The organism is Nitrosopumilus sp. S4 (genome assembly GCF_054515835.1).
In genome coordinates, this window is sequence record NZ_CM137258.1 from 1,333,434 (window position 1) to 1,354,411 (window position 20,978).

At 33.3% G+C, this 20,978-nt stretch carries 27 protein-coding genes and 1 tRNA gene; 12 read left to right on the forward strand and 16 right to left on the reverse strand.

The window, feature by feature from the left end; genetic code table 11:
* Positions 1-86: 86 nt before the first annotated feature.
* Positions 87-491: a 50S ribosomal protein L32e gene (locus tag ACX119_RS07915; RefSeq protein WP_459352016.1), complete on the forward strand. Its 405-nt coding sequence runs from the start codon at positions 87-89 to the stop codon at positions 489-491.
* The gene (locus ACX119_RS07920; RefSeq protein WP_459350733.1) at positions 475-930 is read left to right on the forward strand and encodes a 50S ribosomal protein L19e; all 456 of its coding nucleotides are present in this window, start codon (positions 475-477) and stop codon (positions 928-930) included. Before ACX119_RS07915 ends, ACX119_RS07920 begins: the two co-directional genes overlap by 17 nt.
* Here ACX119_RS07920 and ACX119_RS07925 read toward each other — a convergent pair.
* Complete coding sequence (locus tag ACX119_RS07925) at positions 927-1,226, reverse strand: methylated-DNA--[protein]-cysteine S-methyltransferase (RefSeq protein WP_459350734.1); 300 nt, start codon at positions 1,224-1,226, stop codon at positions 927-929. The two genes, ACX119_RS07920 and ACX119_RS07925, sit on opposite strands and share 4 nt — an antisense overlap.
* Entirely contained in the window at positions 1,223-1,999 is a 777-nt protein-coding gene (locus tag ACX119_RS07930; RefSeq protein WP_459350735.1) for a D-aminoacyl-tRNA deacylase, read from the reverse strand. Before ACX119_RS07930 ends, ACX119_RS07925 begins: the two co-directional genes overlap by 4 nt.
* 39 nt (positions 2,000-2,038) lie before the next feature.
* Here ACX119_RS07930 and ACX119_RS07935 point away from each other — a divergent pair, with 39 nt between their 5' ends.
* From ACX119_RS07935 to ACX119_RS07945, 3 genes are read left to right on the forward strand one after another with little or no spacing between them, the layout of a single operon-like run.
* Complete coding sequence (locus ACX119_RS07935; RefSeq protein ID WP_148703898.1) at positions 2,039-2,212, forward strand: protein translocase SEC61 complex subunit gamma; 174 nt, start codon at positions 2,039-2,041, stop codon at positions 2,210-2,212.
* 2 nt (positions 2,213-2,214) lie between these two features.
* Entirely contained in the window at positions 2,215-2,673 is a 459-nt protein-coding gene (locus ACX119_RS07940) for a transcription elongation factor Spt5 (protein ID WP_459350736.1), read from the forward strand.
* A 34-nt stretch (positions 2,674-2,707) separates the two neighbouring features.
* Complete coding sequence (locus tag ACX119_RS07945) at positions 2,708-3,187, forward strand: 50S ribosomal protein L11 (protein ID WP_459350737.1); 480 nt, start codon at positions 2,708-2,710, stop codon at positions 3,185-3,187.
* Here the strand turns inward: ACX119_RS07945 and ACX119_RS07950 are convergent, their stop codons facing one another.
* Positions 3,188-3,643: an Lrp/AsnC family transcriptional regulator gene (locus ACX119_RS07950; RefSeq protein ID WP_459350738.1), complete on the reverse strand. Its 456-nt coding sequence runs from the start codon at positions 3,641-3,643 to the stop codon at positions 3,188-3,190. It lies immediately after the preceding gene.
* Between the two features lie 166 nt (positions 3,644-3,809).
* Here ACX119_RS07950 and ACX119_RS07955 point away from each other — a divergent pair, with 166 nt between their 5' ends.
* Together ACX119_RS07955 and ACX119_RS07960 are read left to right on the forward strand one after the other, a co-directional pair.
* Complete coding sequence (locus tag ACX119_RS07955) at positions 3,810-4,472, forward strand: 50S ribosomal protein L1 (protein WP_459350739.1); 663 nt, start codon at positions 3,810-3,812, stop codon at positions 4,470-4,472.
* Positions 4,465-5,331, forward strand: coding sequence for a 50S ribosomal protein L10 (locus ACX119_RS07960; RefSeq protein ID WP_459350740.1), 867 nt, complete (start codon positions 4,465-4,467; stop codon positions 5,329-5,331). The genes ACX119_RS07955 and ACX119_RS07960 overlap by 8 nt, the downstream gene beginning before the upstream one ends.
* Here the strand turns inward: ACX119_RS07960 and ACX119_RS07965 are convergent.
* The 3 genes from ACX119_RS07965 to ACX119_RS07975 all read right to left on the reverse strand — a co-directional run bounded on the left by ACX119_RS07965 (position 5,328) and on the right by ACX119_RS07975 (position 6,944).
* Positions 5,328-5,966 (reverse strand): trimeric intracellular cation channel family protein, encoded by a 639-nt coding sequence (locus ACX119_RS07965; RefSeq protein WP_459350741.1) that lies wholly within the window; start codon positions 5,964-5,966, stop codon positions 5,328-5,330. The genes ACX119_RS07960 and ACX119_RS07965 overlap by 4 nt on opposite strands.
* A 98-nt stretch (positions 5,967-6,064) precedes the next feature.
* A complete protein-coding gene (gene rpl12p, locus ACX119_RS07970; RefSeq protein WP_297594030.1) occupies positions 6,065-6,370 on the reverse strand; it encodes a 50S ribosomal protein P1 in 306 nt (101 codons plus the stop codon).
* A 64-nt stretch (positions 6,371-6,434) separates the two neighbouring features.
* Positions 6,435-6,944, reverse strand: a complete 510-nt coding sequence (locus ACX119_RS07975; RefSeq protein WP_459350742.1) for a hypothetical protein — start codon at positions 6,942-6,944, stop codon at positions 6,435-6,437.
* Between the two features lie 79 nt (positions 6,945-7,023).
* Here ACX119_RS07975 and alaS point away from each other — a divergent pair, with 79 nt between their 5' ends.
* Together alaS and leuS are read left to right on the forward strand one after the other, a co-directional pair.
* Positions 7,024-9,693: an alanine--tRNA ligase gene (gene alaS / locus ACX119_RS07980; protein WP_459350743.1), complete on the forward strand. Its 2,670-nt coding sequence runs from the start codon at positions 7,024-7,026 to the stop codon at positions 9,691-9,693.
* Between the two features lie 4 nt (positions 9,694-9,697).
* Positions 9,698-12,565, forward strand: a complete 2,868-nt coding sequence (gene leuS, locus ACX119_RS07985) for a leucine--tRNA ligase (RefSeq protein WP_459350744.1) — start codon at positions 9,698-9,700, stop codon at positions 12,563-12,565.
* A 37-nt stretch (positions 12,566-12,602) separates the two neighbouring features.
* Here the strand turns inward: leuS and ACX119_RS07990 are convergent, their stop codons facing one another.
* Together ACX119_RS07990 and ACX119_RS07995 are read right to left on the reverse strand one after the other, a co-directional pair.
* Positions 12,603-12,842 (reverse strand): hypothetical protein, encoded by a 240-nt coding sequence (locus tag ACX119_RS07990; protein WP_459350745.1) that lies wholly within the window; start codon positions 12,840-12,842, stop codon positions 12,603-12,605.
* 54 nt (positions 12,843-12,896) lie between these two features.
* A complete protein-coding gene (locus ACX119_RS07995; RefSeq protein ID WP_459350746.1) occupies positions 12,897-13,499 on the reverse strand; it encodes a nitroreductase family protein in 603 nt (200 codons plus the stop codon).
* Positions 13,500-13,645: 146 nt separating this feature from the next.
* Between ACX119_RS07995 and ACX119_RS08000 the strand changes: the two genes are divergently transcribed.
* A complete protein-coding gene (locus ACX119_RS08000) occupies positions 13,646-14,659 on the forward strand; it encodes an NAD(P)/FAD-dependent oxidoreductase (protein ID WP_459350747.1) in 1,014 nt (337 codons plus the stop codon).
* Here ACX119_RS08000 and ACX119_RS08005 read toward each other — a convergent pair.
* Positions 14,656-15,360, reverse strand: coding sequence for a YkgJ family cysteine cluster protein (locus ACX119_RS08005; RefSeq protein ID WP_459350748.1), 705 nt, complete (start codon positions 15,358-15,360; stop codon positions 14,656-14,658). The two genes, ACX119_RS08000 and ACX119_RS08005, sit on opposite strands and share 4 nt — an antisense overlap.
* A gap of 35 nt (positions 15,361-15,395) precedes the next feature.
* Between ACX119_RS08005 and ACX119_RS08010 the strand changes: the two genes are divergently transcribed.
* Positions 15,396-15,716, forward strand: a complete 321-nt coding sequence (locus ACX119_RS08010) for a hypothetical protein (protein ID WP_459350749.1) — start codon at positions 15,396-15,398, stop codon at positions 15,714-15,716.
* 45 nt (positions 15,717-15,761) lie between these two features.
* Positions 15,762-15,849 (forward strand) — tRNA-Gln (locus tag ACX119_RS08015).
* Positions 15,850-15,861: 12 nt separating this feature from the next.
* Here the strand turns inward: ACX119_RS08015 and ACX119_RS08020 are convergent.
* From ACX119_RS08020 to ACX119_RS08050, 7 genes are all read right to left on the reverse strand, one after another.
* Complete coding sequence (locus tag ACX119_RS08020) at positions 15,862-16,461, reverse strand: 30S ribosomal protein S7 (protein WP_459350750.1); 600 nt, start codon at positions 16,459-16,461, stop codon at positions 15,862-15,864.
* Positions 16,462-16,463: 2 nt separating this feature from the next.
* Entirely contained in the window at positions 16,464-16,904 is a 441-nt protein-coding gene (locus ACX119_RS08025) for a 30S ribosomal protein S12 (RefSeq protein WP_297594013.1), read from the reverse strand.
* Positions 16,905-16,907: 3 nt separating this feature from the next.
* Complete coding sequence (locus ACX119_RS08030) at positions 16,908-17,372, reverse strand: NusA-like transcription termination signal-binding factor (protein WP_459350751.1); 465 nt, start codon at positions 17,370-17,372, stop codon at positions 16,908-16,910.
* Between the two features lie 61 nt (positions 17,373-17,433).
* Positions 17,434-17,757, reverse strand: coding sequence for a ribosomal L7Ae/L30e/S12e/Gadd45 family protein (locus ACX119_RS08035; protein ID WP_459350752.1), 324 nt, complete (start codon positions 17,755-17,757; stop codon positions 17,434-17,436).
* Positions 17,758-17,810: 53 nt separating this feature from the next.
* Complete coding sequence (locus ACX119_RS08040) at positions 17,811-19,424, reverse strand: tetratricopeptide repeat protein (RefSeq protein ID WP_459350753.1); 1,614 nt, start codon at positions 19,422-19,424, stop codon at positions 17,811-17,813.
* Positions 19,425-19,505: 81 nt separating this feature from the next.
* A complete protein-coding gene (locus ACX119_RS08045; RefSeq protein WP_459350754.1) occupies positions 19,506-20,687 on the reverse strand; it encodes a hypothetical protein in 1,182 nt (393 codons plus the stop codon).
* A gap of 46 nt (positions 20,688-20,733) precedes the next feature.
* Positions 20,734-20,958 (reverse strand): LSM domain-containing protein, encoded by a 225-nt coding sequence (locus ACX119_RS08050; RefSeq protein WP_459350755.1) that lies wholly within the window; start codon positions 20,956-20,958, stop codon positions 20,734-20,736.
* Between the last annotated feature and the right edge of the window lie 20 nt (positions 20,959-20,978).

A 20,978-nucleotide genomic window follows, 5' to 3' on the forward strand; every position in this document is an offset into this window, starting at 1 on the left:
GCCTAAATTTTCCTTATTATCTCTTCCTATCAGAAATTTTTTCTAGTCTAGGAACGTATTTATTCCAAAATTCAAGAGTGACAATGATGCCGATCAACAAAGACAAGATTGCAAAGAGACAGGAAGTAAAAGAACACAATCCAGATTTCATCAGACCAGAAAGCTGGAGATATGTCAGACTGCAAACAAACTGGAGAAAACCAAAAGGTATCGATAATCATCAGAGAAAGCAAAAAAGTAGAGGTCGTCCAGGACTTGTTAAAGTAGGTTATGGGGGACCAAAAGAAGCAAGAGGTTTGCATCCTTCAGGATATACAGATAATTTAGTTTTCAATTTAAGTGATTTAGAAAAATTAGATCCTAAAAAAGACGGAGTCAGATTTGGACATGGTGTTGGAACCAGAAAACGAAAAGAAATCGTTGCCAAAGCTGTTGAAGAAAAGTTCAAAATATTTAATGCTAGAGTGAGTGCAATTGGTAGTAAATCTTAAAGCTAAAAAAAGACTAGCAGCCAGAGTTACTGGTGTAGGTATCCACAGAATTAGATTTGATACTGATCATTTAGATGATATTGCTGATGCAATTACAAGAGAAAATATTCGAAGTCTAATTACGGCAAATACAATTAAGATAAAATCATTTACAGGAACTTCTAGAGGCAGAGCCCAATCTAAAAAGGATCAAAAAGGAAAGAGAGGTACAAAACAAGGCTCAAAACAAGGAAGAAAAGGAGCAAGAGTTGGTAAAAAAGAAGTATATGTTGCCAAAGTTCGTTCCCTTAGAAGATTATTGAAGATTGCAAAAGATAGAAAGGATTTGACTAATCCTGAATTTTGGGCACTCTATAAAAAAGTCGGCGGTAACACTGTCAGAAACAAAGCACATCTTAGAACTTTGATGGATGAAATCAAAGAAAAGCGAAAAGATTAGAACATATAAACTCGATTTTTCAAATCTACAATTTTCCCATTATGAATTTTAATACCTTCATCATTTAGCATCTTAGCTTTAATGTGCTCACCATATGCATAACCTCCAATTTTCCCAGTGGACATTACAACTCTATGACACGGAACAATTACAGGGTATGGGTTCTTGTTCATAATTTTCCCAACAACTCTTTGACCATTTTTCAGACCAACTGCTTTTGCTAAATCGCCATAAGTAGTAATCTGACCTTTAGGAACTTCAAGTAATTTTTTGTAAATTTTTTGTTCAAGATTCAAAGTTTGATTACCTCAAGATTTGTTGAATTTAGAAAATCTAAAACTTTTTGTTTGTTTGGACCTAATCCACCCCAATCAAGTAATGCAAATTTTGCCATACTATTTTGAGAAAGAATATGCAAAAATAATGATTCATCAAGTTCATCCAATGCATGTTTTGGAATTACAGTACCTAGAGCATATTTTCCCTCAAGTAATTCATTTGTAAATTTTGTGGGATAATGTGTTCCACCAAAACAAAGGGCTACAGGATTCTCAGGAATTTTTGAGATCATAGTTTTGTGAACTATAGATGCAACCGAATTACAAAGGTGGACATCATTCCATTGTTTTTCAGTGGTTCCAATCTCAATGAATATTGTGGGTTTAGTTAATCCAGTCGGACCATGATGAGTTGCCTCTATTGTGATCTGAAATTCTGAAAATTCAGATTGATTTTTGAATAATTCTTGAAGATAGGCTTTTTGAAGATTTGGGTGTGGAATTGCAACTTGTCTATCATTTCCACCAAATTTTGCCTCTGAAAAATTTCCAGTACTATGACATGTCAAAGCTAAAACACCGGATTCAGCTGCATGTTTTGAGAGAAATACAAAACCACCATAATCATATTTTTCTTCTAACCAATCTGCAGAAATTGCAGGTGTAGGAATAATTAGCAAATCATAGTTTGGACCACGAAAAATATCTCCTTCTTTCTTCATATTTTTTGAAAGAAATTTTGCCATATTGTTTCCAGCAGGGTCATCCTGATATGCAACCAGCAGTTCCATGAGATAAGAGATATAAGGACACCTTATTAATTTCCAGCAATGAATCCAAGACAAACTTTGAAAAATATGGCTAATACCATGAAAATGGCCAAAAAACCAGACAAAGATGAGTATCAGCAGCATCTTAGATTAGTACTGTTGGGAATTGGTGGTGTTGGAGCTATAGGATTTACTATTCAGTTTGTCTTTTCGGTAATTACATTTGGTAGGTAAAATTGTCTGAGGAAATTAAATCACATTTGTTTGCAATTAGAACCACGGGTGGTCAAGAAAAAGTAGTAATGAGATTATTAGAAGCAAAAGCCAATTCAAATCAAATTAACATTCAATCAGTTTTACTAGTTGACAATCTAAAAGGATATGTCGTAATTGAGGCCATTAATCCAAGTGATGCATACATGGCAGTAGAGGGTGTCAGACATATTCGCGGTCAATTAAGAGGAGAGTTAGAATTCAAAGATATTGAAGGATATCTAATCAAAAAATCAACAGTTTCACAATTAGCAGTAGATAATGTAGTTGAAATTACAGGCGGTCCATTTAAGGGAATGAAAGCAACAATTACCAGAATAGATGTTGAAAAAGAAGAGGCCACAGTAGTTTTGTTAGATGCATCATACCAATTACCAGTAACAGTTGACGCCAATTATCTAAAATTGTCTAGTGAGGCTTAGGAAGGATTAAATTTTCATTTAGGACTGAAAAAATATGGGAGAACAAAAAGTATCATCACTTGTAACAGGAGGAGCAGCATCAGCTGGACCACCATTAGGACCTGCATTAGGACCTCTGGGAGTCAACATCATGGAAGTCATTAATGCAATTAACGAAAAAACTAAAGACTTTGAAGGAATGAAGGTTCCAGTTACAGTAATAGTTGATAGTGATACTAAAAAATATGAAATTGAAATTGGAATCCCATCTGCTGCAGCACTAATAATGAAAGAAGCAGGAATTCAGAAAGGTTCAGGTGCTTCAGGTACTGAATGGGCAGGCGATGTCACTATGGATTCAATTCTCAAAGTTGCAAATACTAAACTTGAGAAATCTTATGCTTCATCAATTAAATCAGTTGCAAAAACCATCATTGGAACATGTCTTGCATTAGGAGTCAAAGTAGAAGGAAAGACCCCTAAAGAGATTACAGCAGAAATCAATGAAGGTAAATGGGATGAAAAATTCAAATAATTATTGAATCAAGTAGACAGGATCTTTATCGGTTTTTTGTAATTCAACAAAAGTTTCAGTATTTTGAATTCCATCAATCTTACCTATCTTTTCAATTACCACTGAATGAAGTGCTTCTAGATTTTGAGCATATACTTGAATCATAATATCAAATCTACCTGTAACCTCTGAAATTGAAACAATCTCAGGAGTTTCCAAGAATTTTTTATGAATAACATCCTTAAACTTTGGATCACGATTAATTCCTACATTGGCTTTGACTCCTATTCCAAGAAGAGAATCATCAATCTCGATGGTGAATTTTTTGATTAGTTTTTTCTTCATCAACCTCTTAATTCTACTATAAAGAACTGAAGCATTAATTCCAAGTTTCTTAGATAAAACTGGAACTGAAATTGATCCATCTTTTGTTAATTCATAAAGCAATTTCATATCAAGTTCATCAAAACGGTGCAATGTATTCGAAAAACGAATTTGTCATTTAATATATGTAGGTTTTGAGGTTTTTTTGCTGTGGATTTACATGATTTTTAATTAAAATATGTAATTTTTTAAAATAAACTCATCTTTGAAATCCCATCCACTAAACGATTTTAAGTAGGCTTCCTAGAATTCCTTCGTAATGATTACAGAGGCTCAGCTGGCTAAAATGATCAATGAGGCCAAGTCTGCTACAAAACAGAGGAAGTTTAAACAATCTATTGAATTAATTATGAATTTCAAGGATATTGATGTTAAGAAAGGATTTGCACTAAACGAAGTAGTTCAGTTGCCAAAAACAGATTCCCCAGCAAGAGTATGTGTCATGGCAACAGGAGATATGGGTCAAAAAGCAAAACAAGCAAATGCAGATGCAGTAATTGGAACTGCAGAATTAGATAAATTTGCAACAGACAAAAGAGAATCAAGAAAATTCATCAACAAATATGATTTCTTTTTGGCAGACACTCAAGTAATGCCAGTGGTCGGAAAAACTTTAGGTCAATTGTTAGGTCCTAGAGGAAAAATGCCAACACCAGTTCCATTTAATGCACCAATTGATTCATTTTTACAAAGATTCAGATCATCAATTAAAGTTAGAACAAGAGCATCTCTATCAATGTCATGTAAAATTGGAGATGAGTCAATGAGCGATACAGATTTGGCAGTAAACGCACATGCAGTAATTAATGCTGTTGAGAAAAAACTGCCAAACGGAGAGAAGAATATGAGAAGAATCATGGTTAAAACAACCATGGGAAAACCAATAAAACAAGTACACGAGGTTAAGAAGAAATTTGCATGAAAATAGAACTACTTATCCTAAAAGAAAAGCTCAGATGTATCAGCAATTACAAGAGTTACCAAAAAAGTACAAGGTAATTGCTCTAATCAAGATGAAGAAAGTTCGTTCTTCACAAATTTTACCATTAAGAAAAATTCTCAAAGAAGATGTTGAATTTGTAAGTGTCAAAGATAAAGTTGCACAGAAAGCATTTGAGAATTTAGACATTCCAGGAATTAAAGAAATTGCAAAAGAATTGACTGAACAATGTATGTTCATGTTCACAAACATGTCTCCATTCAAACTCAATGTTCTTCTAGCCAAAAACAAAATCATGATGGCTGCAAGAGGAGGAGATATTGCAAGTATAGATATTTTGGTTCCAGCTAAAAATACAGGAATTGCTCCAGGACCAATGCTTACAGAGTTCAAAGAAGCAGGAATTCCAACTAAAATTGATCAAGGTACAATATGGATTGCAAAAGACAGTACACCAGTACTAAAAGGACAAGCAATCAATGAAAAATTAGCATCAATTCTAGGCAAATTAGACATAAAACCAGTAGAAGCAGGTATTTCACTTTATTCAGCATTAGAAGATGGGACCACTTATGCTGCAGATGAAATGGTCATCGATGTAGAGAAGATTAGAAATGAATTTGTTCAAGCACATCAGGAAGCAATTTCATTATCAATTGAAGCAGCATATGTTACACCAGAAAATATCTCACAGATCCTCAGCAAGGCAGCACAATCTGCACGTTCCGTATCAATAGAATCAGGGTTTATGACAGATGAGACTAAAGAGCAAATCTTACAAAAGGCAAACGCTCAAGCAAAAGCTCTTGCAGGGCAAGCAAAAGATTACACACCAGCCTAATCAGTACTACCTTTAGCTTTTGGAAGATTCCAGTTATACTTTATTGCAAGTAATCTAATTCCAGTAGCTGAAACAATTCCTATGATTGATGATATTTGAATGTCTACTCCCGAGGATAGAATGACATAAAAAATTACAATACCAACTATTGAAGCAACTGCATATACCTCTTTTACAAATACAATTGGAATTTCCCTAACAAATACATCTCGAAGAATTCCACCACCAATTGCAGTTATCATTCCACCAAAAAGCATTGGAAGAAAATTCAATCCAATTATTTGATATGCAATTGATGCGCCAATTATTGAAAAGACTCCCAATCCCACCGCATCAAAGATTAGCCATATGTTCATCTGTTTTTTCATTTTTGAGTAGAGATAGAACATCACAACACCTACTATGACAGTGATTGAGATATAGATTGGATCAGAGAATGCGGTTGGAAATCTTCCAAATATCACATCACGTGTAATGCCACCTGCAACACCTACTACTGATGCCAATACAATAATTCCAAAGATGTCTGCTTTGTGAGAGATTGCCTTTGATGCACCGGTAACGGCAAAGGCAATGGTCCCCAAGTAATCAAGAAAAGAAATGAAGCCATCTATAGGAAAAGAAAAATCAACCAATCAATACAACGGCACTATGATTACTAATTAAGATTAATGAAAATGATCGGTATTATGTAAAATAAAATTCAAAATTAAATTGAAAAAAGAAAAGTTGCTTAGCCAAATAGGGAAGATAATCCTTCCATGGCTGCTTCTTCGGTTTTACCTTCTTCTTTAGGTTTTTCCTCTTTCTTTGCTTCACCACCGGCTGCTGCATCTGCTGGTGCTGCTGCAGCAGCAACTGCGACAGGTGCGGCTTTAACTGCCTCATCGATATTTACATCGGCCAAGGCTGCCACTAGTGCTTTAACTTGAGCATCATTAACTTCAGCTCCAGATGCTTTAACAACTGAAGTGAGGTTTGCTTCGTTAACTTCTTTGTCTAGTTTGTGAAGAAGTAAAGCAGCGTAAACATATTCCATTGTATCGAGAATTTCTTAGGGCATAATATAAAACTATGGAGAATTCATGCCTAAAATTAAAACATTAGTTCAAAATTTTGAGACTTCGACATACAGCATAAAGGGTTCTTTTCAGATTTTTATCCACCAAAGTTTCCATCCTATGTTTTAAAACACGTTTTGCTTCATCTCGTTCTGCTCCAGGTGGCAATGATAACACAGCATTGATGAATTCTGGAAGAGATTCACGAATCCAACCATCCAACATACCATAGATTTTTGGTGGCAAAATATCGCATTTGTCCGAATCAAGATCTAAAACTTGAGTGAAATTTTCATGTTCTACTCTATACACCAAGGCTAAAACTACATTATCAGGAGTGGGATTCTCAAGTATTTCCCTAGAACGTTCTCCAGTTTTTCCTTGGGCTATCTTATTTTTAAGACCAACTGGATTTACTATCACACCATTTACTCCAACTTTCCTTCCATCAATTCCAGTAACTACACCAAAAATAAAGTCATAAAAATCACCATTCTTTTTTACAGAGAAGATATGAGTTCCTTCCTTTAGAGTAGGTTTCTTCCCAAACATGAGTAGTGTGAATAATGTATTCTATTTAATGTATTATTAATCGACAATTCTTAATATCGGATTAGAGGAGCCTTCATCGTTGGATAAAAAAGAGATTCTAAAAGAATTTTCATCTGATTCTGACAGATATTACAAGGTAAAATTATTCGAAGAGCAAGGATTTGAGAGAAAATCTTGCTTGAAATGTGGAAGATATTTTTGGACATTAGATTCTAAACGTAGTTTATGTCCAGATGATGCTGATGATACTTATTCTTTCATCGGAGAACCACCAACTACAAAGAGATTTGATTATACCCAAGCATGGAAACAAGTTGAAGAATTTTTTGTGAAAAATAACCATACTTCAGTTAGCAGATATCCTGTGGTTTGTAGATGGCGTGATGATCTTTACTTTACAATTGCATCTGTTGTTGATTTTCAGAGAATAATGGGTTCCAAAGTAGTTTTTGAATTTCCTGCAAATCCTTTAGTTGTTCCTCAAACTTGTTTAAGATTCAAAGATTTGGAAAATGTTGGAGTTACAGGAAGACATTTTTCAAGCTTTTGTATGATTGGTCAACATAGCATTCCCGATGGAAACGGATACTGGAAAGACGAATGTGTTGATTTGGATTACAGATTACTAACTGATCAATTTGGTATAAAAAAAGAAGAAGTGGTATTTGTAGAAGATGTGTGGGCAGGAGGTGGTTCTTTTGGTCCATCTCTAGAATATTTTGTCAGAGGATTAGAATTAGGAAATGCAGTTTTTACGGAATTTCAAGGAGAGTTAGGAAAGCATACAACACTTGATCAAAGAGTAATTGACATGGGTGCAGGTCTTGAGAGATTTGCATGGATTACTATGGGAACGCCTACAGCATATGACTGCTGCTTTGGTCCAATAAATCAGATATTATTTGAAAAGATTGGAATAGATTCTGATTCAGAAACTTTACGAAAATACTTTACAGAAATTGCAAAGGCTCTGGATAATTTTGAAGATCTGAATGATGTTAGACGACACGCAATAAAAAAAGCAGGATTATCCGATGAGCAATTAATAAAAATGATAGCTCCACTTGAAGGTGTTTATTTAATTGCAGACCATCTCAGAACTCTAATTTTTGCAATAACAGACGGTGCTCTTCCAAGCAATGTTGGTGGAGGATACAATCTAAGAATGATGTTACGCAGAATCAATGCAGCAATTAGTAAGCAAAATCTAAAGCTAGACATTGATCAGCTAATTGATTCGCATATTGATTATCTAAAAGATACGTATCCTGAGCTTGATGAAAAAAGAGAAGATGTTAAAAAAATACTAAAAATCGAATCACAAAGATATGAAGAATCAAAAGTTCACATGAAGAAAAAGGCAGAAAAGATTCGCGAAAAAGGAGTTCCAAGTGTGGATGAATTAATCACACTTTACGAATCAGATGGAATTACACCAGAATATCTTAAAGAAGTAGATGCAATTGAGGAGATCCCATCATCATTTTATTCAAAACTATCAGATTTGCATCAATCAGAAAAGAAAAAAGCAATTGAAGAATTACCATTAGAAGAATTACCTGAAACAGATACTCTATTTTACAAAGACGATCCAATGGAATTTGATGCCAAAGTTATCAAAGTTTTCGATAATCAAGTGGTATTAGATAGAACCTCATTTTATGCTAGAGGAGGAGGACAAGAACCAGACTATGGAACTATTGCAGGATTCAAAGTAATCAATGTAGACAAGCATGCAAACATCATAATTCACAAGCTAGAAGGAGGTACTCCAAAAGAAGGAGAGACAGTATCATGTAAAGTAGATGCAACTAGACGTGCAAACATTACAAAGAATCATACTAGTACTCATATTCTAAATGCCTCATCACGAAAAATTTTAGGTTCATGGATTTGGCAACATTCAGCATTCAAAGAAGATGATCATGCCAGATTAGACATTACACACCACTCTTCATTAACTGATGAACAGGTAAAGGAAATCGAAGATGCTGCAAATGACATGGTAAAAGATAATCTAGATGTAAATATCGAATATTTTGATAGGGGAACTGCAGAGCAGAAATACGGATTTAGGATTTATCAAGGAGGAGTAGTCCCAGTAAAGTCAGTAAGAATCGTATCAATTGAAGATAAAGACATTGAAGCGTGTGGTGGTACACATGTAAAAAAAACAGGAGACATTGAATTAATCAAAATTACAAAGACCAAAAGAATTCAGGACGGTGTAGTTAGATTAGAATTTGTTTCCGGTTCCCATGCCTTTGAGTATGTCAAACAACAAGAGATCGAATCAAAACAGAAAGCTCAAGAAGAGGCACAAAAAGCAGAGTTAGAGAAAAAAAGAGAGGAAAATAAACAAAAAGCAAGAGAACAGATTCCCATTTTGTTAGAAAAGATTTTTGACGGTCAAACAGGAGAACTTGATGGTATTACAGTAAAAAACAAACTCTGCTTTACTGCAAGTAAAGATTATGATGAGTATTTTCATCAAAATTTTGGTAAAAAGTTAGTGGCCAAAGATAACACCGCTGCGTTTTGTGGAATTTTTGAATCAGGTCCAACTGCAAGAATAATTGTGTATGCCGGAGAGCAATCAGGGGTAAATGCAGGCGTGATTGCTAAGGAAATATCCTCAATTCTGGGAGGTTCAGGCGGGGGTGATGCAAAATTTGCCCAGGGCGGTGGAAAAGACACATCTAAAATGGAGCAGGCAATAATCAAAGCAAAATCAATGATTTTAGGATAATATTATGACAGTTAATTGGAATGAGATAGAGAACAAATGGCGAAATAAATGGATAGAGTCAAAAGAGTTTGAAATAAATCCAAATGAAAAACCAAAAAAATTCATTACAGTTGCATATCCGTATCCCAATTCGCCTCAACATATTGGACATGGACGAACTTACACACTAGCTGATGTGCATGCAAGATTTTATAGAATGCGAGGTTATAATGTTCTATTTCCAATGGGATTTCATTATACAGGAACTCCCGTACTTGGAATGGCAAGAAGAATTCAAGCTGGAGAAAAAGAAATTCTCGACGGATTGCGAAATATTTACCATGTCCCAGAAGAAGACATTAAAACATTTGTAGAACCAATAAAGATAGCAGATTATTTCCGTGAAGAGATAAAGTCTGGAATGATTGAGATGGGCTACTCCATTGATTGGCGTAGAGAATTTACAACCATAGTTCCAGGTTATCAGAAATTCATAGAGTGGCAAATTACATCACTTAAAGAGAAAGGAAGAATTATTCAAGGAAGTCATCCAGTTGGATGGTGTCCTGATGATCAAAATCCCGTATCACAACACGATACAATGGGTGATGTTGAGCCAAAGATTGATGACAAAAATTTCTTAATTAAATTCAAATTTGGAGAGTTTGTATTTCCAATTACAACACTACGACCTGAAACAATTTTTGGAATTACAAATTTGTGGGTCAATCCAAATACTGCATACAAAAAAGTTACAGTAGATAATGAGAAATGGATAATTTCAGAAGAGGGTGCAGAAAAGATTTCATTTTTTGAAAAACAAGTAAAAATTGATGGAGAAATATTGGGAAGTGAAATTATTGGAAAATATGCTATTAATCACGATGGACGAGAAATTCCCATTTTACCAGCTGATTTTGTAGAGCCAAGTATGGGAACAGGGCTTGTAATGTCAGTACCAGCTCATGCACCAAAGGATTATCAGGCTTTGATGGATTTGAAGGCAAAAGGTCATGAATTAGCCTCAAAAATTGAGCCCATTCCAATCATATCCACTGAAGGATACGGAATAATTCCTGCAAAAGATATTTGTGAAAAATTAGGAGTATCAGATCAATCAGACCAAAAATTAGAAGAAGCCACAAAAGAGTTGTATCTCAAAGAATTTACAGATGGTAAATTAAATGAAAAATGTAATCAATTCAATAATGAAAAAGTACAGTTTGGACGAGATAAGATTAGAGTCTGGCTAAAAGATAATGATCATCTAGAAAAATTCCCAATACTTGAGAATGCACCAGTACATTGTCGTTGTGGGGCAGAATGTGTTGTGAAAATATTGAACAATCAATGGTTTCTCAATTATGGGGATGAAGAATGGAAAGAATTAGCCAGAACTTGTCTTAATGATATGAATATTCTTCCAAGTAACATTAAAACAGAATTCAAAGAGGTAATTGATTGGTTGCATGAGCGAGCTTGTGCAAGACAGCAAGGACTTGGAACTAAACTACCATGGGACAGAGATTGGATAGTTGAGAGTTTATCAGACAGTGTAATCTATATGGCATACTATACTATTTCTCGATTCGTAAATGACGGAACAGTGAAACCTGAAAATCTAACTAAAGAATTCTTTGATTATATTTTATTAGACAAAGGAGATCTGAAACTAGCTGTTGATTCTTCTAAACTTTCTGAAGATATAATTAATTCAATGAAAAAAGAATTCACTTATTTTTATCCAGTAGATTCAAGACATTCAGGAAGAGATTTGGTGCAGAACCATTTGTCATTTTTTATTTTAAATCATGTTGCAATATTTGAAAAGCAGTTGTGGCCTAAAGAAATTGTAGTTAATGGCAGTGTCATGATGGATGGCACTAAAATGTCAAAGAGTATGGGAAATATCATTCCTTTACGTACTGCTATAAGAGAACATGGTGCAGATCCAATAAGACTAGCAATCATTTCATCAGCAGAATTACTTCAAGATGCCGATTTTAACATGGAGTCAGTATCTGGAATTCAAAACAAGTTAGAATCACTTCTTGAAGAGTGCTCAAGACTCAAAAATGAGCCCATGTCAGAATTACAATCTGAAGATAAATGGATTTTATCCAAGACTCAGAATTTGATATCTCAAGTTACTGAATCAGTTGAAAAGATGAGATTACGTGAAGGGTTACACGATATTCTATTTACATTTGAATCAGATTTGAGTTGGTATAACAAGAGAGTTCAAGCTAAAGAAAGAAATGATGTTTCAGGAATATTATACAAAATAAATTCAGATAGAATTGCAATGTTATCACCATTTGCACCACACATATCTGAGGAGATGTGGGAAAGATTAGGAAATTCAGAACTTGTATCAAAGTCACAATGGCCTGAATATTCTAAAAACAGAGTAGATGCAGCGGCAATTCAATCTGAAGAGTTGCTAAAATCAACAATTAATGATATTGCTAATATTCTCAAAGTAACAAAAATTACCCCACAGAAGATAGTAATCTATGTGAATTCAGACCAATTCAAAAAAACAGTGTATCGTAAAATTCTTGAAATCATGGTAGGAGGTCAAAACAACATGGGAGTTGTAATGAAAGAATTAATTGCAGATCCAAAAACAACTGAGGTCAAAAAAATGCCAGATTATATCCAAAAAGTAATCAAAGATTTGCTTTCAGAGTCCGAGGAGATAAAACAAACAAAAATAGAATCTCCAGAATTCAATGAAAAAGAATTCCTTTCAAAAGAATTAGCAAGTATTGGAAAAAAAGAATTTGGCGTAGAGATTCAGGTATATTCTGAATCAGATTCAGACATTTATGATCCTAAAGGAAAAGCTAAACATGCAAGACCATTCAAACCCGCAATTCTGATTGAGTAATTATATTTTAGAAATTATTTTGTTGTTAATTTAATTATTATTTTTTCTCAGAATTTTTTTGTTCTTTTTTCAGAATATCCAGGATCTCATTATTACTTTTCATCCATGTTTTAAGGTAGGCATAAAATAGATTTTCTAAATCATCAACCAAACCTTCGAGTCTTGGATCTGAACGTATATCGGATAATTGTTCATTAAGATTCTCAAGAATTACTTGTAATCCCTGATTTGAGGTATCTAATTTCTGGATTGCCTCATCTATACCCATAGAGAGCATAAAGAATCACCAATAATAAAGGAATCTTAACATTTTATTATTACAATTAAAAATTCAGAATTTATTTTCAAAAACAAGTTCAGATAAAGGAATTTGGCCACCACGTTGAGATGGTTCTTTTGATTTTTTGCCAACTACAACCATCATAGAAATTAAATGATCAGAGGGCAAATTAATCATTTTACCCACGGCATCATAATCAAATCCTTTCATAGGACATGAATCATATCCCATAGATTTGGCTGTAAGCATTATAGTTTGAGCTGCCATACCACATGAGCGCATTGCTTCATCACGCTGTTGTTCAGGTTTATCTTTGTAAGAGTTTTTCAGTGATGCAACAAGAGAATTTCTTGGCTCCTCAGGAATATTAGCCCAGTATCTTTCAGGATTTTTATTCCAAGAATTCAAATCAGCACACAAAATAATTATCAGAGATGCTTCAGATACTTGTTGCTGTCCATGAGATAATTCAGATAATTTATCTTTGAGAGTCTGTTTAGTAATTATTACAAATCTCCAATTTTGAATATTATAAGATGTTGGAGATAATATGGCCAATTCAAGAATTTGGTTAATTTCATCTTTAGTCATCTTATGATTTTTATCAAAACTTTTGACACTACGTCTCTGTTTTATTGCATCAATTGTATCCATATTTCATTGAGAGTATTACCAAATTTAATTTAATAAAAATAAATTACTCAGATTGAATAGGATCATATGGTTAAAGTCTTTAGAAGATAGATATTAGAAGAATTTCAGATAGTGTATTTATTAGGCCAGACAGATATCAGAGTATCTTGAAGATTGCAGTAATGGGAATGGGTGTTGCAGGTTCATATCTCATGGCTAGATTAAAAAATTCAGAACACGAGGTTGTAGGATATGAAAGAATGCCTCAGGAAAGACATGATTCAATTTGTGCATGGGGAACAATAAAACCAGTATTAGATGAATTTTGTAAAAAGACTGGAAGGAATTTTGATGATTTTCTAATACATGATGGAAAAAATATGCATGTAAAAATGAACAATGATGTAAAATTCGATATTGGTTTGAAAGGACTATGTACATATAACAAATTAGGACTAATTCAAGACTTTATCAAAGATTGTAATGTAATTTATGGTTCTGCACCAAAACTCGAAGAGTTAGAAAAAGAATATGACATGATAGTTGATTGTACTGGATTTCATAGAGTGTATCTTCCAAAATTAAAAGAAGATTTTTTCTTGCCAACTTATGAATACAAAGTAGAATATGAGAATGGAGTTCCATATGACGACTTTTACATTGAACCATTTCCTGGAATGTCAGGATATTTCTGGTATTTTCCTCTGGGTGAGAAATGGGCACATATTGGAGCAGGGGATTACAACAAGAATCATATCAAAGCTACTGACGAATTCTTAAAAAAACACGGTGGAAAAGTGATTGCCACCAAAGGGCGTCCAATTAGATTAGCTACACCTGATAGATGTAAGCCATATTATTCTGGAAAAGTTGTAGGTGTAGGAGAATCTATTGGAACAGTTTATGCTCTTTTAGGTGAAGGAATTATTCCATCAATGCAATGTGTTGAAATTTTCTTGGAGAATATGCATGACTTTAAAGCATATGAAAAGGCTATTGAAAAACATTACAAAGTTTATGCAAAGGTGTTTAATTTTGTCAGAGCAAAAATTCACAAGGACTTTAATTTCTTCAAAGCATTACCTGATTTCATCGCAATTTTCCGTTACATGAAAAAGAATGAAGATAGATTTGGAATGGATATTAAAATTGCAGATTTAATGAAGGTTGCAAAAGCCTAAGTAAAACTTACTGAACCAAATCCTTCTCTATTAGTTCGATTAGAAGCCATATTGTAATCATAGATTATTTTTGAATAGTTTTTCAACTCTTCTTTCATTGATTCCAAATTATCTTCAAGGTAGAATCCAGGACAGTCACCTGTAAATTGATAGGTTGCATGAACCCGAGCTGTTCCTTTTTCATTTTCCAACCAGCTAGAAAAGGGATACAGATAGCATACTCCAGGCCTATCAGGATGCATACTACAGCCACCCTTATCATCTAAAAACCTACAAGAGATGTGGGTTCCATCATCACTTTCAGTCTCATCATTTTTTCTTTTCAGATTAATTGTAGTCATTGTAGTCATTTGGCCTGAGGGACCAGGTTCTTCATATGTAACAGTTAATGTCTCATTTTTTATAAAATCCGAAGGTTTTTGATATTTCAAACCTTTTCCTATTGTAATTAGATCATCAGATGTTAAAGGAAGTCTTCCTTGTCTATCGCAGCAATTATGACAATCAGGCCAAAAACATTTCCATAAAATATATTTTTTTTGAGAATTCAGATATGGGATATGAAATACTACATCTTTAACTTTGATTGGATAATCAGATACGTCAGTAATTTTTCCTAGCATAAATTCTCGTAAAGTTGGGTCCACCTTCCAATCTTTTTCCAATAAGTCTAGTGATTCTTCAATTTCTTTTTGAGACAACTATTAAGTTATAACATCATTTTCAGATGTTATTAATGTTGAGTGATAAAGGAAAATATGCATCAGCCACTCAAAATAGAAGATTTGTTTGGAGTGAAATAGTCTGGCCACTAATTTTAGAAATAAATGATGTAGCATTTACACTAAAACAATTTCAAGAGAAACGTAATCAAATTTGCAAGGAAAAAAATGTAACAATTACAATTCCATCAAGAGGATTAGTTTCTCTAATGCAAAAAGGAATTTTACTTAAAGAAGGAGAAATCTATTCAATTCATTTCAGATTAATACCATACATGAGATTAAGAGCAAATTGTGATTATGCAACTGCAATTCATGAAGTTAGATTGAAATGATTACAACAAATGAATATATTCTAAAACAATAAAATTTCTTCAAGTAGCCCGATAGTCTAGTGGTCAAGGATTCTGCCCTCTGGATCTCATGAGTGGATAGGCGGAGACGGCAGTTCGAATCTGCCTCGGGCTACTGGTAAAATTTCTATCTAGAAGCTTGTGCTATTCTTTCTAATTCGTTCTTTTTCTTTACAGAAGGAGCATTAGGATCATTGGAGGCTGCAAGAATAAGTTGCTCTGCCATATGTTCTTCAATGGGTTTTGGATTGGAGAATGTTGATTCTTTAATTGCATCAGAGATAAATTTCAATGCTAGATCAACTCTTCGAATTGGAGCAACATCAACTGATACGTGATATACAGTACCACCATAAACAATTCTTGTAGTATCTTCATTTGGTGCAGAGTATTCAACTGCTCTAACTAAGACTTCTACTGGATTTTGACCAGTCTTTAAGGCAATTATTTCAAAAGCAGTTTTTACAGTATTGAGAAGTTTAGTTTTCTTACCTGTCATTCTACCAGTATTTTTTGCATATTTTTTACCAAAATGCATTGTTTTGTTAATTAATCGCTCTACAATATTCACATCAGCCTTGTTAAATCGTTTTAGTGCAGAACGACCATAAGTATAAGGTAAAATTTGTTTTCTTAATGAAATAGCAGTTTTCAATCCAGGATCTTTAACTTCGATGTTAGACAAATCCCATTTTCTAAATAATAGTAAGTTTTTAGTTTCAGCCATTTCTATCTCCTTGGTTTTTCTTTCTTTCCTATAACTAACTCATGCAGTGATGTACCATTTACTTTGAATACTTTAAATCTAACACCAGGAATATCTCCCATTGCACCACCTTGTGTTGCACCCATTCCCTGAATGTGAACTTCATCGTGTTCATCAATGAAATTCATTGCACCGTCTCGTGGCAAAAATGCAGTTACAGTTTTTCCATTTTTAATTAATTGAACTCTAACACATTTTCTTACAGCGGAGTTTGGCTGTTTAGCTGCAATTCCTACTTTTTCTAAAACAATCCCTCTTGCTTGTGGAGCACCACCAAGAGGATCTGCTTTTTTATCAATACCAAGTTTTCTTCTCTTGTATGTAGAAATGGCCCATCTCTGTTTTTTCTTTTTAATTGTAAGAACTCTACCTGCAAATAATCCAAGTGGTGATTTTTTTGTCAATTATTACATCTCCAATGTGGCACGTTCAGGACTGTTAATTAATACACTCGTAATATCAAAATATCGTTTAGCTAACATTCTTGCCTTCTCAGCATTTCTACCTTCCCTTCCAACTACAATACCTTTCTTTCTTGGATCTACCATTACTATTGCCTGTTTTGACCCATCGGCTCGTTTATTTATTTTTACTTCATCAACAAGTTTTGAATTTAGTAAATTAGTGAGAAATTTTGCTGGATCTTCATCATATTCAACTAATTCCACATTTCTTTTAACAATATTTTGTAATGATTTGATATGAGTTCCACCCTTACCAATTGCTAATCCCATTTTACCAGTATTAACCACAAAAATTACTCTATCTTGTTTCTCATCTTCAACACAATCGCGTGCAGTAGCACCTGTAACATTTTGGAAAAGAGATATCAAACGCATTTGATCAGTAGTAAGTTTAATTGATTGTGTCATAAAAATTCCTTTTTAACTCCGAACAAAAAAAGTCTCATTTAAACTTTCATCAGTGATGTATCTATTCATTTTTTTCCTCAGCTTCAGTATCTTTTAAAATTGATTTGATGTTTGCATCGGTTATTGATGTGAATGAAATTGTTGATATTCTAAATTGCAAGCCACATAATCTTCCTAATGCGACTGAAGTTCCCTGAAAGTTTACCAATGGAATTTTTTCTTTTTTTGCATCTGATTCAATTTTCTCAAACATTTCTTTTTTTACTGATTGAGACAATACAATTAGCTTGGAATTTTTTACAGAGTTCAAAACTTGTTTAGTGCCCATTGTTAACTTATCCTCTTTTAAGGCATCCTTTAATGATTTTTCAAGTATCTTACTCATTCTATTTCCTTATGTCGATCGTCTTAACAGGGCTTTATAGGTTTATTGAAAAATCAGTTTAAAAATCCAAACAGTGAACCTAAAGATGAAAATACATAGCCCATTTCTTCAATAAAACTAATTGTTTTTTCTTTTTCAATATTAATTAAATCCGATTTTTCATTTGGTTTAGAATCCTCATATGAAATTTTTTCTGGAACATATTCTATTTTAACAGGTTGGAAAGAGTTTTGCATGTTGGAATTTTCATATAATGTTAACTCCAAATTTTTTCTTGCAGAAAAATAATTTGGGTTTTGTTCAAGAACTTCAGTGTATAATATTACGGCATCATTAATTTTGCCCAAATTTGAAAGAGCATTTGCCTTGTTATTTTTTGCAGGAAGAAATTCAGGGTCTAGTTTGAGAGCGTGATCATAGTATACTAATGCCTCAGAATAATACCCCAATTTTGCTAATGTAGAACCTTTGTTTACAAGGATTTCAACATCATTTGGGTTTTTTTGTAAAGATTCATCAAAAAACTTTAGCGAGCTATCAAATTGACATAGTCGATATAGTGCAGGTCCCATTCCATCATAATAGGTAATGGTGTCAATCAATTTACTTGAATCACATTTTAGATTAATTTCATTCAACATTTTACCCAATTCAATATCTTCAATAGTTAAGTTGTCATGTTCTTGTTTTTCATTCTCAGATGAGATGTTTTTAGAATCATCATTAATTATTGCAGAGTCATTTTTTTGAGATTTATTTTCGATTTCGGCATCTATCTCAACTTCTACTTGGACAACAGATGGATTTGGATTATTAGTTGAAGGTTTTTGAATTATTTTAGTTTCATTATCAGAAACAGTAGGGGATTCATGAATTATTTCATCTATTTCTTCTTCTATGATTTCTTCTTCTATGATTTCTTCTTCTATGATTTCTTCTTCTATGATTTCTTCTTCTATGATTTCTTCTTCTATGATTTCTTCTTCTATAGAATTATCAACATGTTGTTCCAAATTTTCATAGTAATCAAAAAATGAAGTTGCTTCTGATTCCCCATAGTATGCTTTAATTGAGTAGGTTCCATCAATTCTAAAATTTACCCCAGATTTTACAAGAAAACTTGTAGAAAATTCCAAGTTAGAAGAAACTGTACCAAAATAAAATCCAGCAGGCATTCCAAAAGGATCATAGATGCCAATCAACACTGTAGGCGAATCTAATGTAGAAACTAGTCCAGTAATTGTAATAACATCATTTCCAGTGTATGCAGTTTTCTCAGTATAAAGTAGAATTATTTCAGGCTCTATGAATTCATCATTAAAAATTTCAGAGTCTAGAAAATCACCATCAATAGAAAAGAAATGGTTTTGGGATATTTGGCCATAATCAAATTTTATTTTATAATCTCCTGCTTGTTCATAAAATGGAGAATCCAATGAGATAATTTTTGAGAAGGTTTTTTCAGAATCAATTTCTAGATTATTAGCTGAGAGTATTTTACCATCAGGATCATAAATGCTCATAGCAATTACAGGCATACCATAATCAATAATTTCTCCAGAAACAGTAAGGGAATCGCCTGTATGATACAATTCTTTATCAAAGTCTACAATAAAGGAATCTGCAAAAACATCACTTGTAAGAAGAGGAAATAATGCAGTTAACACTAATAAAATTCCAATTAAATATCCTAACACATTTGTGAAATCGTATTTTTGTATTTAATAATCACGTAGAAATTATACTAATCATTCAACTGAGATTAATTTGAAATTAGGAGGAGATAAGGCGGTAGGATCTTTTAATGATGTCCAAACAAAGGTTTCAATTTGATATTTGCCAGATTTTAGCGGGGTCCAAGATTGAGAAAGATCTAAAATCTGATTTGGTGAAATTTCTCCCTGAATCCAGGAAATAGATTCCACATAATTATCAGAATTCTTCACTTGAAAAATGTAAACAAATTTTTGCATAAAATTTTGCTCATTTGTTACACTGCCAACAATTTGGACTTGATTGCTTTCAGAGATGGATTGTAGATGATTACCTAAACTATCAGAAAGAAAAACAGGTGAATTTTCTAATCGGTCAATTGGCGATATAGATGAATCAATTTTTGTCAAAGTAACTAGTTCTAAATCATCATTGATTGAATAGGGTTTTGGCAATGTATGATCATTGTATTTTGCAATAATATTATCACCATTTACAGAATACAATCTATTTCCGCTAGATGGCGAAGTTTGAGACGGAAAGAATGTACCCATAAAAGTTCCAGAGCTTTCAGATGTTTCAATTGCCGTAATATCAATTCCTGCAACATCTGAATCAGAAGAGACTTTAATCGGTATTTGATCCAGTGCTTCAGGATTGAGATTCATATCAGGATCATTTACTATCACCACAATAGCATCATTTGTAAAAAAAATCTCTTTTGCAAATTGAATCACCCCTAAATTCCAACTAACCGGAACAGATTTTGTCAAGATCATTCCATCTGCAAATTCAAACGAAATGGTTATTCCGGAATCTCTATCAACTTCTAAAAAACCACTTGTAGGACCACTTCCAAATGTTCTAGGTGTTGTGTCTATTTCCCCATCACCGTCTGCATCATGAGAAAATCCAGTTAGTGTAATTTCTGCAGTAAATACTCCTGAATTAACATCAGTTTCGGTAAATCGATATCGATCTAAGGAATGTTCTCTAGTAGAAATTTTAATCGGGTGATCTTGATCACCGCCAATTGAATTTATGAGAAATTTATCACTATTCCAACTAGGAGCTATAATACTCATTTTTACTTTATCAGTCCAAGTGTAAATTGGTTTATCAGTGATAATTGGAGCATAAGGATTATCATAATCAGGAATGGTTTCAGCATATGCTGGCAAAAATATCAAATTCAACAATAACAAAAAAAAGAACATACTACAAATGCACAAATATAGAATTTAATGTTTAGTGAAATTAGGATTATTCTTCAGGCAAAGAGATTGCTAAAATATTATCACCACGTAACAAAACTGTTCCAAGTTTTTCTGGTTTTTCCTCAGTAACATCTTCAGCATCATCTAATGTCAAATTCATATGAATGTCAAAGTCTTGAAGAACACCTTGGATGGTTTTTGAATTACGTAATCGAAGTAAAACAACTTTGTTTTTACTTTTAGCCATTAATGTTGAAATTTCATCTGCCATAATTATCATCTAGTAATTTC